At 61.5% G+C, this 15,064-nt stretch carries 15 protein-coding genes and 2 pseudogenes; 6 read left to right on the forward strand and 11 right to left on the reverse strand.

Annotation, left to right across the window (positions count from 1 at the left end; translation table 11 throughout):
* The 5 genes and pseudogenes from G3O01_RS41010 to G3O01_RS41030 form a co-directional block, all read right to left on the reverse strand.
* A pseudogene (locus G3O01_RS41010) lies at positions 1-191 on the reverse strand (hypothetical protein); the annotation flags it as partial.
* Positions 172-705 carry a lytic transglycosylase domain-containing protein gene (locus G3O01_RS41015; RefSeq protein WP_241024687.1) on the reverse strand — a complete coding sequence of 178 codons (534 nt, stop codon included), beginning with the start codon at positions 703-705 and terminating at the stop codon, positions 172-174. The gene G3O01_RS41015 and the pseudogene G3O01_RS41010, both read right to left, overlap by 20 nt.
* Before the next feature lie 20 nt (positions 706-725).
* Positions 726-1,490: a TadE family protein gene (locus tag G3O01_RS41020; protein WP_241024690.1), complete on the reverse strand. Its 765-nt coding sequence runs from the start codon at positions 1,488-1,490 to the stop codon at positions 726-728.
* Positions 1,487-1,837, reverse strand: coding sequence for a DUF192 domain-containing protein (locus G3O01_RS41025; RefSeq protein WP_205813193.1), 351 nt, complete (start codon positions 1,835-1,837; stop codon positions 1,487-1,489). The genes G3O01_RS41020 and G3O01_RS41025 overlap by 4 nt, the downstream gene beginning before the upstream one ends.
* A gap of 26 nt (positions 1,838-1,863) precedes the next feature.
* Positions 1,864-2,247, reverse strand: a pseudogene (locus tag G3O01_RS41030) (response regulator transcription factor); the annotation flags it as partial.
* 360 nt (positions 2,248-2,607) lie between these two features.
* On the opposite strand from G3O01_RS41030, the gene G3O01_RS41035 reads away from it, so the two are divergent.
* Genes G3O01_RS41035 through G3O01_RS41055 form a run of 5 tightly spaced genes read left to right on the forward strand, consistent with a single transcriptional unit; the run spans position 2,608 to position 7,853 of the window.
* Positions 2,608-3,330, forward strand: a complete 723-nt coding sequence (locus tag G3O01_RS41035; protein ID WP_205813194.1) for a TetR/AcrR family transcriptional regulator — start codon at positions 2,608-2,610, stop codon at positions 3,328-3,330.
* On the forward strand, positions 3,327-4,301 hold the full coding sequence (locus G3O01_RS41040) for an HlyD family efflux transporter periplasmic adaptor subunit (RefSeq protein ID WP_205813195.1): 975 nt from the start codon (positions 3,327-3,329) through the stop codon (positions 4,299-4,301). The genes G3O01_RS41035 and G3O01_RS41040 overlap by 4 nt, the downstream gene beginning before the upstream one ends.
* The gene (locus G3O01_RS41045; RefSeq protein WP_205813196.1) at positions 4,298-5,254 is read left to right on the forward strand and encodes an ABC transporter ATP-binding protein; all 957 of its coding nucleotides are present in this window, start codon (positions 4,298-4,300) and stop codon (positions 5,252-5,254) included. Before G3O01_RS41040 ends, G3O01_RS41045 begins: the two co-directional genes overlap by 4 nt.
* Positions 5,251-6,387, forward strand: coding sequence for an ABC transporter permease (locus tag G3O01_RS41050; RefSeq protein ID WP_205813197.1), 1,137 nt, complete (start codon positions 5,251-5,253; stop codon positions 6,385-6,387). Before G3O01_RS41045 ends, G3O01_RS41050 begins: the two co-directional genes overlap by 4 nt.
* Before the next feature lie 11 nt (positions 6,388-6,398).
* Complete coding sequence (locus tag G3O01_RS41055) at positions 6,399-7,853, forward strand: efflux transporter outer membrane subunit (protein ID WP_205813198.1); 1,455 nt, start codon at positions 6,399-6,401, stop codon at positions 7,851-7,853.
* Positions 7,854-7,902: 49 nt separating this feature from the next.
* Here G3O01_RS41055 and G3O01_RS41060 read toward each other — a convergent pair whose 3' ends face one another.
* From G3O01_RS41060 to G3O01_RS41085, 6 genes are all read right to left on the reverse strand, one after another.
* Positions 7,903-8,154 carry a GlsB/YeaQ/YmgE family stress response membrane protein gene (locus G3O01_RS41060; RefSeq protein ID WP_205813199.1) on the reverse strand — a complete coding sequence of 84 codons (252 nt, stop codon included), beginning with the start codon at positions 8,152-8,154 and terminating at the stop codon, positions 7,903-7,905.
* 67 nt (positions 8,155-8,221) lie between these two features.
* Positions 8,222-8,755 carry a GNAT family protein gene (locus tag G3O01_RS41065; RefSeq protein ID WP_205813200.1) on the reverse strand — a complete coding sequence of 178 codons (534 nt, stop codon included), beginning with the start codon at positions 8,753-8,755 and terminating at the stop codon, positions 8,222-8,224.
* Positions 8,756-8,925: 170 nt separating this feature from the next.
* Complete coding sequence (locus G3O01_RS41070) at positions 8,926-9,765, reverse strand: ABC transporter permease (protein ID WP_109483061.1); 840 nt, start codon at positions 9,763-9,765, stop codon at positions 8,926-8,928.
* An 11-nt stretch (positions 9,766-9,776) separates the two neighbouring features.
* Positions 9,777-11,048, reverse strand: a complete 1,272-nt coding sequence (locus tag G3O01_RS41075) for an ABC transporter permease (RefSeq protein WP_205813201.1) — start codon at positions 11,046-11,048, stop codon at positions 9,777-9,779.
* 76 nt (positions 11,049-11,124) lie between these two features.
* The gene (locus tag G3O01_RS41080; RefSeq protein ID WP_205813202.1) at positions 11,125-12,177 is read right to left on the reverse strand and encodes an ABC transporter substrate-binding protein; all 1,053 of its coding nucleotides are present in this window, start codon (positions 12,175-12,177) and stop codon (positions 11,125-11,127) included.
* A 58-nt stretch (positions 12,178-12,235) separates the two neighbouring features.
* The gene (locus G3O01_RS41085) at positions 12,236-13,327 is read right to left on the reverse strand and encodes an ABC transporter ATP-binding protein (RefSeq protein WP_205813203.1); all 1,092 of its coding nucleotides are present in this window, start codon (positions 13,325-13,327) and stop codon (positions 12,236-12,238) included.
* A gap of 162 nt (positions 13,328-13,489) precedes the next feature.
* On the opposite strand from G3O01_RS41085, the gene G3O01_RS41090 reads away from it, so the two are divergent.
* Entirely contained in the window at positions 13,490-15,058 is a 1,569-nt protein-coding gene (locus tag G3O01_RS41090) for a PLP-dependent aminotransferase family protein (RefSeq protein ID WP_205813204.1), read from the forward strand.
* The last annotated feature ends 6 nt before the right edge of the window (positions 15,059-15,064 follow it).

A 15,064-nucleotide genomic window follows, 5' to 3' on the forward strand; every position in this document is an offset into this window, starting at 1 on the left:
CGGAGGTCAAGAACGGGCGGTGTTAGCCCGCTTTCTTTGCTTACTTTCTTTGCGGCGGCAAAGAAAGTAAGTGCCGCCCCGCACAGGGGCAACGCTTGAAGCACGAAGGCATATCGCGGATGCCAGCACAAACAAAAACAAACCAAACCAAACCAAAACCAAACCAAGCGCCTACCGCCGGTAATACTCAACTCTTTCCATCACCCGCCGCACATACCGCTGCGTCTCAACATAAGGCGGCACCATTCCACCATACTTCCGAACAGCCGCTTCACCGGCGTTATATGCCGCGAGCGCCAGCGCCACATCCCCATACATAACAAGCAGCGTATCAAGCAATTTCGACCCAGCCACCACATTCTGATAAGGATCAAAGAGATCATCCGCGCCTTGCGCAAGACCCGTTTTCGGCATCAGCTGCATCAACCCTCTAGCGCCCTTCGGCGACACGGCAAACGGATTGCCGCCCGACTCCACATCGATGACCGCCATCAGCAGCGCGCGATCGACGCCCATGCGCGCCGCTACGGCATCGACAACCGCCGCCCACGCAAGTACCTTCGACAAAGCGCCGCCACGCGCCTCAACCGGCACACCGAATTCGACGATCAGCGGCCCGCCTGCAGCATCAAGATCCTTCCCCCCTCCGATCACCATCTCGACTGCATGCGCGGCGCCGCCGTTCACAACACACACGAGCGCCATGGCCCACACCGCGCGACACATCAACGCTCAACTGCCAAATCAGCCACACTCGCACCATCCACGCGAAACGGCGACTGCATCCGCACGATCGCCTCCGATTCCAGCGCAATGGGCCACCGCTGGCTCTTCCAACCGTCCGCAAGCGTCGTCCTGCACACACTGTCGGGTCGCTTCGGCGAGCCATAACTATCGACATCAGCGTCCGCAGGCTCGCGCGAAAACACCCCGTTCGCCGCGATATTGCCAATCACGTTCGTCGCGTAGTACAGCACCTTGTTCACGACAGGCACGATCAGATCGAAGCAATAGTGCACACGCACCTTCAGCAGATTCGCGTCCTGCACGTTCACATCCGATTCCACGCCGTGCGCTATGTCGCGATACATCAGCATGTCGTTGGGGATCTCATCGTACGTGGCACTTTCAGCAGGATAAAAGCGCGGTCGCGCGAAATCGCGCATCATCGCAGCCGTCGGGTTGACTACTTCGATCGACGCCATCTCGTTCGCCGCCTCGCGTGCCGCAAGCATCGCAGCCTGCACACCCGTGGCGTCGGCATGCCGCGCATACAGCGGCGCGAGCCCGCGTGCGAGCCCTGTGCGCATCGTGTCCATCGATCCATGATTGACAGCCCCTTCGCGCGCCGCTTCGAGTACCGCAACATCCAGCGTCGACTTCGCCTGATACAGCAGCACGAACTGCACGATCGCAAAACCGAAGAACAACAGCAACGGTGCGACGACGAGAAACTCCGTCATTCCCTGCCCCATCATCCGGCGCTTCATGCCGATGCCCTCCACTCAAGCGTGTCGCCGACATCGATACGCAACGCCCTTACCGCATGCGCACTCATTTCCAGCACGGCCCGCGCACGCCAGCAAACGAGCATGCGCGCTCGCCCCACATCGCGATGAATCGACAGCACACGCCCGCGTCGATCGATAAAGATCACGTCGAGCGGGAAACGCATGCCGAACGTATGCACCGCGTTGCACGGTTCGAGCCACAACGCGCGATTGGCGGCGAGATCGCAACGCCCCAGCAATCCGCGCATTCTTTCGATCGCTCTGTTAGTCACTTCGACACAAACATCAATGGGCTCGCCGCGATGAACCAGACGCGCGTGCTTCATAGCAGGCCTTCCTGCAAGAACTTCATTGCGATCGGGAACACGCTGTAGCCCGACATCACCGCCTCGACGCTGCGCATGATTTCCTTCACGTCCTGCGACTTGCTGATGAAACCTTGCGCGCCTGCACGCATCACCCGCGAAACGAAAGTGGACGCGTCGTGACTCGACAGGATCAGCACGCGCATGGCGGGATGCGCGGCTTTCAGTCGCGCGAGTACATCGAGGCCATTTATACGCGGAATATCCAGATCGAGAATGATGAGATCAGGCGCAAATTGACGGGCCATTTCCAATGCCGACTGACCATTGTCTGCTTCAAACACTTCCTGGGTGCCGAGCAATTGCAACAAATGCGTTTTGATAACGAGACGAAATGCGGGATGATCGTCCACGATTAGAATAGAAGCCAACTGCTGTTCTCCAGATTTTCTTTTCTGATTCGCATGCTGTTGCCGCTGAAACACGGCATGTTTGCCGACTACGCGCCTATTTACAGCGATAATTCTAATTCAATATTGCTTCACTCATTATGCGGAATATTCTGCATTCCGTATTTTCTTCACTTAATTTCCTTCGCTAATTCGTTATTCCACTCCGGATAATGCTCGCGGCATGAAAGAGTAAATCCGGTAGGCTAAAACTTTCTCTCGCATGAGAACGCGCGGCCAGTCGATGGCGTCGATCCGCACCGTGGCGGCGTCGAGGCAGGTTGCCGCACCTCAGGTAAACCCGCTTGAATTTAACTAACTCGTCAATTAAGCTTGGCGCCTATGAACACCAGACGTCAAACGGCCAAACCGCGCGGGCGCCGCCCCGCCGTCGAGAATTTCGACGTGCGCGAGCATCTGCTCGACACTGCCACCCGCCTCTTTTCCGAACGCGGCATCGCGGCCACCACGGTCGCGCAGATCGCCGCGGCGGCCGAGGTCACGTCCGCGCTCGTGCACTATTACTTCACGAACCGCGAGACGCTGCTCGATGCGATCGTCGAAGAGCGGCTTGCGCCGTCGGTCGCGTTTGTGTGGAGCGCTGCGGGAGATGCGTCGGACGACGACCCGTTCGTGATGGTCGGCGAGTTCGTCTCGCGGCTGTTCGACGTGACGGGCCGCATGCCCTGGCTGCCGCCGCTGTGGCTGCGCGAGGTCGTGAACGAAGGCGGCATGCTGCGCGACCGGATGGTTACACGCATTCCATTCGACAACATCAAACGCTTCGGCGCGCGCATCAAGACGGCACAGCTTGCAGGCGCGGTGAACTCCGAACTCGACGCGTTGCTGATGTTCAACTCGCTGTTCGCGCTCGTGATGCTGCCGCAAGCGGCCGCAAAGATGTGGCAAAGCATTCGCGGCTTTCCAGCCATCGAGCGCGACACGCTGCAGCGGCACGTTACCGCCTTGCTGCTCGGTGGCATGAATCCGCCGGCGGCACGCAAGCCGGCCGCCAAGAAGACCTCTGGCGCGCCGCGCCGTCCATCCACCAGGTCGAGCTCATGAAGCACTTCCGTCCATTCAGGGCCGCCGTACGGCTTGTCGCCGCGTTCATCGCATGCGGCGCGCTTGCCGCGTGCTCGCATCGCACCGACAACACGTGGCAAGGCTATGTCGAAGGCGAATTCGTGTATCTGGGCTCGTCGCAATCGGGCAAGCTGACGCAGCTCGACGTCGCGCGCGGCGACCAGATCGGCGCGAGCGCACCCGTTTTCGCGCTCGAATCCGTCGATGAAACGGCGGCGCTGCAACAGGCACAGCAACAGCTCGCCGCCGCCCGTGCGCAGCTCGCGGACATCCAGACAGGCAAGCGGCCGCCCGAAGTCGACGTCACGAAGGCCCAGCTTGCGCAGGCCGTGGCCAACGCACGCAAGGCAACGCTGCAATTGACGCGCGACGAAGCGCAGTATCGCGTGGGTGGCATTCCGAAAGGCCAGCTCGACGATACGCGCGCGGCCGCCGACGCCGCCAACGCACAGGTGCGCGAGCTGACGCGCGAAGTCGAGGTGGCGCGCTTGCCCGGACGCTCGCAACAACTGCTCGCGCAGTCCGCGCAAGTCGAAGCGGCGCAGGCGGCCGTCGCGAAGGCGCAATGGAAGCTCGACCAGAAGCGTGTGAGCGCGCCAGCCAAAGGCCGCGTGTACGACACGCTGTATCGAGTCGGCGAATGGGTGCAGGCTGGCAGTCCCGTCGTGCAACTGCTGCCGCCGCAAAACGTGAAGGTGCGTTTTTTCGTGCCCGAAACCGTGGTCGGTTCGCTCACGCCGGGCCGCGCGCTCACGGTTCATTGCGACGGCTGCGCGTCGGACATCGACGCGAAGATCACTTACGTGTCGAGTTCGGCGGAATACACGCCGCCCGTGATCTACAGCAACGAGAGCCGCGCGAAGCTGGTCTTCATGATCGAAGCGCATCCGTCCGTCGACGACGCGCCGCGGCTGCATCCGGGCCAGCCGGTATCGGTGACCTTGCGATGAGTACGCAGCGAGGCCCGACCGACCGCACGCTCGCGATCGACGTGCACAACCTCAACAAGCACTTCGGCGACAAGCACGTCGTCAACGACGTATCGCTGCAGGTCGCGCATGGCGAGATCTTTGGCTTTCTCGGTCCGAACGGCAGCGGCAAGACAACCTCGATCCGCCTGATGTGCGGCCTGCTTACGCCGGATTCCGGCAGCGGCACCTGCCTCGGCTACGACATCGTGCGCGAGAGCGCGCAGATCAAACGCAACGTCGGCTACATGACGCAGCGCTTCTCGTACTGGGAAGACATGACGATCCGCGAGAACCTCGATTTCGTCGCGCGCATCTATCAGATGCGCGACCGCAAGGAGAAGGTGGATCGCGCGCTCGAAACGCTCGGCTTGCAGACGCGGGCAGACCAGATGACAGGCGCGCTGTCGGGCGGCTGGAAACAGCGGCTTGCGCTCGCCGCATGCATGCTGCACGAGCCGAAATTGCTGCTGCTCGACGAACCGACGGCAGGCGTCGATCCAACAGCACGGCGCGACTTCTGGGAAGAACTGCATCGGTTGGCGGCGCAAGGCATTTCGGTGCTGGTCAGCACGCACTACATGGACGAAGCGGAGCGCTGCCACAAGCTCGCGTATATCGCGTACGGCAAGCTGCTCGCGCAAGGCACCGCGCAGCAGGTAATCGAATCGCAGGCGCTCGCCACGTGGTCCATTCACGGCGAGCATCTGAGCGATCTGTCCGAGCGCCTGCGCAAGACGCCCGGTGTGGATCAGACCGTCGTCTTCGGCTCCGCGCTGCACGCGAGCGGCCACGATCACGATGCGCTCGAAAAGGCTATCCGGCAGGTCACTTCCGGCTTGCCTGTGCGGATCGAGCCGATCGCCACGGGCCTTGAAGACGTCTTCATCTACATGATGGGCCGCTCGGCCGATAACTACGGAAAAGTATCGTGAACCGCCTGTTTTCCGTGACGCGCTGGTGGGGCATCGTTCTGAAGGAGTTCATCCAGCTGCGGCGCGACCGCATTACGTTTGGCATGATCGTCGGCTTGCCGATTCTGCAGCTCGCACTGTTCGGCTTCGCGATCAACACCGACCCGAAGCATCTGCGCACAGCCGTTGTCATCAGCGAGCAAAGCCAGTTCTCGCGCAGCTTCGTCGCGGCGATGAAGAACTCGGACTACTTTCATATCGTCGATACGCTGCCCGATGACGCTGCAGCACGCGAAGCACTGGCACGCGGCGACGTGACCTTCGTCGTGTCGATTCCCGTCGACTTCTCGCGGCGACTGTTGCGCGGCGAACGGCCCGCGCTACTCGTCGAAGCCGACGCCACCGATCCGACCGCAACACAGGCACCGCTTGCCGCGCTGCCCGGTCTCGTGCAATCGGTTGCGGACAAGGACATCACCGGCCCGCTCGCGCATCTGAACGGCGCGCCCGCGGCGTTCGACGTGCAGATCCACAAGCTGTACAACCCCGAAGGCATCACGCAATACAACGTCGTCCCCGGCCTGATGGGCACGATCCTCACGCTGACGATGGTTATGATGACGGGCCTCGCGATGACGCGCGAACGCGAGCGCGGCACGATGGAAAACCTGCTCGCGACGCCCGTGCTGCCGATCGAAGTGATCGCCGGCAAGCTCGTGCCGTATATCGCGATCGGGCTCGTGCAGGCGTCGATCATTCTGGCCGCGGCGCGCTATGTATTCAATGTGCCGTTCGTCGGCAGCCTGGTGGCGCTGTATGTCGCCGCGCTGCTGTTTATTGCGGCGAACCTGACGGTGGGCATCACGCTGTCGTCAATTGCGCAAAACCAGTTGCAGGCGATGCAACTCACCATCTTCTACTTTCTGCCGAGCCTGCTGCTGTCAGGCTTCATGTTCCCGTTCGCGGGCATGCCCGTGTGGGCGCAATGGATCGGCAACCTGCTGCCGCTGACGTACTTCAACCGGCTGGTGCGCGGGATTCTGCTCAAAGGCAATGGCTGGGTGGAGCTGTGGCCGTCGGTGTGGCCCGTCGCGATCTTCACCGTCGTCGTGTTGGCCATTGCGGTGCGCTTCTATCGGCGCACGCTGGATTAGGAGATTCGACGATGAAACACTATGTGCTGCTGTCCGCACTTGCGCTGTGCGGCTGTGCCGTCGGCCCCGACTTTCATGCACCTGCTGCACCCGATGTAACGTCATACACGCGTGACGCGCAGCCCACTGCCACACAAGCCGCAGGGACCACGCAAACGCTCGTCGCAGCAAATAGTGCGCTGCCAGAGTGGTGGACGCAGTTTCGTTCGGACGCGTTGAACCATCTGGTCGACACGGCGCTGCAACACAGCCCGACACTCGATGAAGCGCGCGCAAAGCTCGTCGAAGCGCGCGAGAACTACGTCGCGCAGGCAGGCGCGACAGAGTTTCCTGCAATCGATGCGAAACTGTCCGGCACGCGCCAGAAGGTCAATCCCGCTGCGTTCGGCATTCCCAACGTGCCGAATACGGGGCCGTTCACGCTGTTCAATGCGTCGGTGACAGTGTCGTATGCACTCGATGTTTTCGGCGGCAACCGGCGCGCGCTCGAAGCGCTGCTCGCACAAGTCGATTACCAGACTTATGAACTCGATGCGGCGCGGCTTTCGTTGGCGGGCAATGTCGTGTCGACGGCGATCCGGCGCGCGTCGCTGCAACAGCAACTCGCGCTGACGCAGCAACTCGCCGACGCGCAGGCGAAGCAGTTGACGATAGTCGAAGGCCGCTACGCGGCGGGCGGCGTCGCGCAACTCGATGTGCGCACGCAGCGCACGCTGCTCGCGCAGACACGCGCGCAGATTCCGCCGCTCACGACGCAACTCGCGCAAGCCGATCATCAACTGGCAATTCTGCTCGGCGTTGCGCCGTCGCAAGCGGATTTCAACGACATCACGCTCGATGCACTGCATCTGCCCGATACCGTCCCCGTCACATTGCCGTCGACACTCGCGCGTGAACGGCCCGACATTCGTGCTTCGGAAGCATTGCTGCATCAGGCAAGCGCGAATGTCGGCGTGGCGACGGCGAATCTGTATCCGCAGTTCGTCGTGTCGGCGGGAATTGGGTCGGAACGCACGCGGATCGAAGATGTCGTCAATGGCATGAACATCTGGAACCTCGGTCTCAATCTGACTCAGCCGATCTTTCACGGTGGCGAACTGCGCGCGAAGAAGCGTGCCGCGCAGGCTGCTTATGATGCAGCTTTCGCGGCGTATCGACAGACGGTTTTGCAGGCGCTTCAACAAGTGGCCGACACGCTGCACGCATTGAACGACGACGCGAGCGAACTGAAGGCGCGCGACGAAGCGGCGACAGAAGCACAAGCGAGCGTCGCGACCGCGCAGGCGCAGTATGCGGCGGGCGGCGTCAGTCAGTTTGGGTTGATCGATACGCAACGTCAGGCGTTGCAGACGGCGCTCGACCGGACGCGTGCGCAGGCCGATCGGCTTGTGGATACGGCAGCGTTGTTTCAGGCGTTGGGTGGGATGACACCGGCTGTATCGTCCGATCAGACTGCGACGCGCTAGTGTCAGAAACGACAAACCCGGCTTCGGCCGGGTTTGTTTTTCGTCAGTGTTATCGACGCCGGAACAACCGGATGACGAACAGGAGGATCACCGCGCCGATGAAGGCCGTGATCGTCGAGCCAATCCATCCGCTACCCAGCGAGATGTGCAACGCGCCCGACAACCAACCGCCGATGAACGCGCCCGCAATGCCAACCACGATATCGAGCAGCACGCCAAAACCGCTTCCCGCCACCAGCACGCTCGCGAGCCAGCCCGCGACACAGCCGATAATCAGCCATGCAATGATTCCGTGTTCCATAGTTTTCTCAGGTTTCCACTGTGATTGATAGGAACGCTATTTTTAACGCATTGCTCAATCGACAATGTCAACCTTTGTCATGCGCACGATCCAGAAATAGCACCATGTTTTCTTCGTCGAAATATCGGCCGTCCACACACATGGCTCGCGGCTCGATGCCGTAGCCTGTGAAGCCGCTCGTCGTGTAGAGCCGTCGCGCGCGATGGTTGTCGGTGTTGACGCGAAGGTGAATCTGCTGAAGGCGCATGATGCGCGCGTGTGTCAGCGCTGCGTTGAGCAACTCGCGCGCGACGCCTACATTTCTATAGAGCGGATTGACGAACACGCCCCAGAGCACGCCTTTGTGCCGTAGTTGCGCATACGGCTCGCGTTTAAGACCGGTTATCCCGACCAGCATGTGCAGATCGAATACACCGAACACGATCTGTTCGGGCGTGTGCCGTATTTGCGCAGCAACCGAGTCTGGCGATCGCGCGGCTTCTTCTTCGAGAGTTGGCCAGATTGCCGACGGAGAATCGTCGATGGCCTTGCGACGCAACGCGGCAAAAGCAGCCGCGTCGTCAGCGTTCAGAGGGCGAAGTGTCAAAGCTTCACAAAGCATCGCTTCATGCTTCCAGAAAGTTTCCCAATAGCGAGCTATACATGAACTTTCAGGCTAACAAACGAAGCTCTGACGATTTATGACATATGCGCGTAATCAGCGCGCTGATGCAAAACGGTCACGACGCCAAACGACGCGTGACCGCTTTGACACACCGCAAACAAACCAACCTACGCCGCCACCGCCCGCGCCGCATTCCTGCCTCGCAGCCATTCAAGCGCCAACAACAGACAAGTCGAGAACACGATAAGAATAGTCGCGAGCGCGGCAATCGTCGGACTGATGTTCTCGCGGATGCCGGTGAACATCTGACGCGGCAGCGTCGTCTGATCCGCGCCTGCAAGGAACAGCGTAACGACCACTTCATCGAACGACGTCGCGAACGCAAACAGTGCACCCGAAATCACGCCCGGCGCGATCACCGGCAACGTGATGTTGAAAAACGTCTTCACCGGATTCGCCCCAAGCGACAGACTCGCCCGCACGAGGTTGTAATTGAAGCCCTGCAAGGTCGCCGCCACCGTCGTCACAACGAACGGCACACCCAGCGATGCATGCGCCATGATCAGCCCGATATACGTATTGGCCAACCCAAGCGGCGCAAAGAACAGATACATGCCGACACCAACCACGACGACCGGCACGATCATCGGCGAAATCAGGATCGCCATCAGCAGCGCCTTGCCCTTGAAGTTCGCCTTCGTCAGCCCGATCGCCGCGAGCGTGCCGAGCACCGTCGCCAGCACGGTCGCCGACGGCGCGACGATAAAACTGTTCTTCGCCGCCATCCGCCATTCGTCGGATGCAATCAGGTTCTGATACCAGCGCAGCGACCAGCCCGGAATCGGATAGACAAGAAACGTGCTCGACGAAAACGACAGCGGCACGATCGCGAGCACGGGCAGAATCAGATACAGCAGCGTCAGCACCGCCAGCCCGCGCAACGTGAAGTACCACACGCGCTCGACCATCGACGTATGCGGCGCGAACATCGGTTTGGCAAATTTCATCGCGTCGCTCCTCAACCCAGGCTCACGTTCGAACGCGTGAAGCGTCCGTAGATCACATACAGCACGAGCGTCGCGGCGAGCAGCAGGCCGCCGAGCGCACACGCCATGCCCCAGTTGATCGTTACGTTCGTGAAGTACGCCACGTAGTAGCTGACCATCTGGTCGTTCGGTCCGCCGAGCAGCGCCGGCGTGATGTAGTAACCGATCGCGAGAATGAACACGAGCAGCGCGCCCGCGCCGATGCCCGGATATGTCTGCGGCACATAGACACGCCAGAACGCCGCGAACGGATGCGAGCCGAGCGAAATCGCCGCGCGCTGATAGCTCGGCGGAATCGATTTCATCACGCTGTAGAGCGGCAGGATCATGAACGGCAACAGAATGTGCGTCATCGAGATATACACGCCGACGCGATTGAACAGCAACGCCAGCGGATCATGTATCAGGCCCGTACCGATCAGCGCCTTGTTGACGAGCCCTTCGCTCTGCAGAATCACGATCCATGCGGCAACACGCACGAGAATCGACGTCCAGAACGGAATCAAAACGAGGATCATCACGAGATTCGCGCGCCGTTCGTTGAGCGTCGAAATCCAGTACGCGAGCGGATAACCAAGCAGCAGCGCAAACACCGTCACCGCGAAGCCGATCACGAACGTGCGGCTGAAGACGGCGAGATAAATCTGTTGATCGGGATCGGTCGGAATGATATGGCCGAACGCATCCTGCTTGTGATCGAGTGAAGCGAGCAGATAGAACGGCGACACGGTACTGCCGTTCTTCGCGATTGCCTGCCAGAATTTCGCGTCGCCCCAGCGTTCGTCGACTTCGAGAATCTTCGCCTTCACCTGCGCGGGCGGCAGCGCGTGGCCTGCGTCGTCGTTCAGCGGCATCGCGCGCGCCGTCTTCGCGACGAGCGAGCGATAACCGGGAATCTCCGTGTTCAGACGGCGCGCGAGCGCGCCCATTGCTTCGCCATCGGCGATTGCCGTGAGATCGGTGGCGAGCGCGGCGTAGGCAGCGTCCGACGGCGGCGACTTGCGGTCCCAGTCGCGCAATATGGTGACCGTATGCGGCAACGCCGTCGCGATTTCCGGGTTCTGCACCGCGCGCGTCAACAGCGCGCCGATCGGCACGACGAAAATCATCAGCAGAAAAATCGCGAGCGGTGCGATCAGCAGCAGCGCCATCGCGCGCTTCTTCGCTTCGGCGGCCTTTAGCTCGCGCTTGAGTTTGCTCGTCGACTCAGGGGTCGAGTCGGCGGCGATCGTGATCGTCGTCACACGTTTCTCCAGACACGTCGTACTGCTGCGATGCGGCTCGCGTGATGCAAAGCCGCATCGCGTCCTCACTGCATGCTTACTTCGACGCCCACGACGCGAAGCGTTGCTCCAGTTCGTCGCCGTGATCGGTCCAGAACGTCAGGTTCTGCAGCACCGCGTTCTTGCCGTTGGCAGGCGAGTTCGGCAGGTTGGAGAGCGTCTTCGCATCCAGCGACTTGATCGCCGATTCATTCACCGGGCCGTACGCGATGTGCTTCGCGTATTCCTGCTGCGGCTTCGACGAGATCGTGTACGCAATGTACTTCTCAGCCAGCGCCTTGTTCGGCGTGCCCTTCGGCATGGCCCAGTAGTCGAGGTCGTAAATGCTGCCGTTCCACACGACCTTCAGGTTCTTGCCTTCCTTCTGCGCGGCATCGATACGGCCGTTATACGCCGTCGACATCACCACGTCGCCTGCCACGAGGAATTGCGGCGGCTGTGCGCCCGCTTCCCACCATTGAATATTCGGCTTCAGTTCGTCGAGCTTCTTGAACGCACGGTCCTGGCCTTCCTTCGTTGCCAGCACCTTGTAGACGTCCTTCGGCGCAACGCCGTCGGCCATCAGCGCGAACTCGAGGTTGTAGCGCGCGCCCTTGCGCATGCCGCGCTTGCCCGGGAATTTCTTCGTGTCCCAGAAGTCGGCCCAGCTCGCGGGACCCGTCTTCAGTTTGTCGGCGTTGTACGCCATAGCCGTCGACCACACGAAAATGCCGACACCGCACGTTTGCGGCGCTTCCGGAATCAGATCCGACTTCTTGCCGAGCTTCGACCAGTCGAGCTTTTCGTACAGGCCTTCATCGCAGCCGCGGCCGAGATCGCCCGATTCGACTTCGACGACATCCCAGTTCACGTGCTTGGCTTCGACCATCGCCTTCACTTTGGCCTGCTCGCCGTTGTATTCGACTGCCGTCACTTTCGTACCGTTCTGCGCTTCGAACGGCTGGTTGAATGCGGCCTTCTGCGCGTCGCCATTCGCGCCGCCGAAGTTCACGACCGTCAGCTCCGCCGCGTTCGCGTGGGCAACGGCGCCGAGCGCGAGGACGAAAGCGCCGACAGCCACGGCACAGCGCGATTGCACGATCTTCTTCATGGTGGTTCCTCTATGGTGTGATTGACTGCTTACGACGTGGACGTTCTTGTGTTTCTGCTCACGCGAAAACGCGCAGATGCTCGGGCGCGAATTCGAGCGCGACGGGCACACCCGGCGCGAAGCCTTCGAGCGCTTCCGTGCCAAGCGGCACTTTCACGAAGCACTCGTCCTGCTGCGGCAGACCGCAGCGCATGCGCACGTGATCGCCGAAATAGATCAGACCGCGCGCTTCGCCCGCGACTGCATTTGCACCGGGACGCGACGCGCCCGCTGCGAGCTTCATGCGCTCCGGACGGATACACGCGACACCTTGTGCACCCGCCTTCGCGCCACCGATATTGCGCCCGACCAGACGCGTGCCGTCGACCAGGTGAAACTCGCAGTAGTCGCCGTCGACATTCGCGACGGTGCCGCGCAGCCGGTTGCTATCGCCGATAAAGTTCGCGACGAACTCGTTGCAAGGTGCCTCATACAGGCTGTTGACGGTATCGAGCTGCTGCACGATGCCTTTGTCGAACACGGCGACGCGGTCGGACATGGTCAGTGCTTCGCCCTGGTCGTGCGTCACGTAGACGAAGGTCACACCGAGCTTTTCGTGCAGCGATTTGAGTTCGTATTGCATGTGCTCGCGCAGCTGCTTGTCGAGCGCGCCGAGCGGCTCGTCCATCAGCACCAGCTTCGGTTCGAACACGAGCGCCCGTGCGAGTGCAATGCGCTGCTGCTGGCCGCCCGACAGTTGCGCCGGATAACGCTTCGCAAAGCCTTCCATGCGCACCATCTTCAGCGCGTTGTTGACCTTGTGCGCGCGTTCGTCGGCGGGAAGTTTGCGCACGGTCAACGGATACGCAACATTCTGTTCGACGGTCAGATGCGGAAACAGCGCGTAATTCTGAAACACCATGCCGATGTTGCGCTTGTGCGGCGGCACGTTGTTGAGCAGTTGCCCGTCGAGCCAGATCTCACCGCCCGTCGGAAACTCGAAGCCCGCGAGCATCATCAGGCAAGTCGTCTTGCCCGAGCCGGACGGCCCGAGCAGCGTCAGGAATTCGCCTTGATAGATGTCCAGATCAAGTTGTTTGACGACGAGCGTTTCGCCGTCATAGGTCTTGCGCACACCCCGAAAGCTGACGATTACGTCTTCGGATTTCATGTGTCCGTCTCCATGCTTTAAGCGCTACAAGGTGCTTCATCTACGGGTTTCTACGCACATTTGGCTCCACCCGTTTTAACGATTTGCATCGATTGCGTGATCCACTATAGCTGCTTACGGTTCTACAATAGGGAACCATTTCATAATTCCGGATAGAACCACTTGGACACCGTCATCCTGTCGGACTGGCTCGCCGCACGGCTCGACCGGACTGCTGTCGAACCCGTCTACCGGCAAGTGCTCGGGCTGATGCAACAGGCCATTCTCACGGGCCAGTTGCTGCCCGGCGCCAAGCTGCCCAGCTCGCGCACGCTCGCCACCGACCTCGGCATCGCGCGCAACACGGTGCTGCACGTGTACGACCAGCTCACGGCCGAAGGCTATGTGATCTCGACAACGGGCAGCGGTACGTATGTCGCCGACACGCGTCCCGATACGGCCGCCGTGAACGCGCGCAAAGCGCCATCGCCGGCGAGTGGCTCTATCGGTGTCGTCGGCAGTGTGGTGCCAAATGCGCACGCTGCGCAGCCCGCCACACCCGCGCGCGGCAGCCTGTCCACGCGCGGCGCGCGACTGATTCGCCAGGCGGGTGTGTCGGCCAGACAGTGGGGCGCGTTCATGCCCGGCGTGCCGGACGTCGCCGAGTTTCCGGCGCGCACGTGGAGCCGCCTGCAGGCCAAGCTGTGGAAAGAAGCCAATCCCGATCTGCTGACCTACGCGCCGGGCGGCGGCTACCGGCCGCTGCGGCGCGCCCTGTCGGACTATCTGCGTGTCGCGCGCTCGGTGAAGTGCACGCCCGACCAGATCATCATCACGACGGGCATTCACCAGTCGATCGATCTCGCCGTGCGTCTGCTCACGGATGTCGGCGATCGCGCGTGGGTCGAAGAGCCTTGCTATTGGGGCGCGCGCAGCGTGCTGCAATCGTCGGGGTTGACGCTCGCGCCCGTGCCTGTGGATGACGAAGGGCTGAATCCGCAGGAATCCGATCTACAGACGCCGCCGCGCATCGCGCTCGTCACGCCTTCGCATCAGTATCCGCTCGGCATGGTGATGAGCCTTGCGCGCCGCCGCATGCTGCTCGAATATGCGCGCCAGCACGGCGTGTGGATCATCGAAGACGACTACGACAGCGAGTTCCGCTACGGCAGCCGGCCGCTCGCGTCGCTGCAAGGGCTCGACGACGCGGGCCAGGTGATCTATGTCGGCAGTCTGGGGAAGATGCTGTTTCCGGGCTTGCGGATCGGCTACATGATCGCGCCGGAACATCTCGTCGATACGTTCCGCACGGGCGTGGCCGAGCTGTATCGCGAAGGACAACTGATGCAGCAGGCCGTGCTGACCGAGTTCATCATGGACGGCTATCTGACCTCCCACGTGCGGCGGATGCGGGCGCTGTACGGCGAACGCCGTCAGATTCTGATCGATGCGATCACGTCGCGTTTCGGCGACGCGCTGCCCGTGATGGGCGACGAAGCGGGCCTGCATCTGGTGCTCGGCCTGCCCGACCATGCAAACGACCGCGAAGTGACAGCCGCTTCGTACGACGCGGGCGTGATCGTGCGGCCGCTCGCCGCGTACTACAACAGCGAGACGCCCGCGCGGCGCGGTCTGCTTCTTGGCTATGCGTGCGTGCCGAACGATCGCATCGGGCCGGCATTCGATACGCTCGCGGACGTGATCGAACGGACTGCGCTGAACGTAAAGGCCGCGCCTACGCGGGCAGCCTGACGCGCG

Source organism: Burkholderia sp. Ac-20365, assembly GCF_017104715.1.
In the GTDB taxonomy this organism is placed as follows: Bacteria; Pseudomonadota; Gammaproteobacteria; order Burkholderiales; family Burkholderiaceae; genus Paraburkholderia.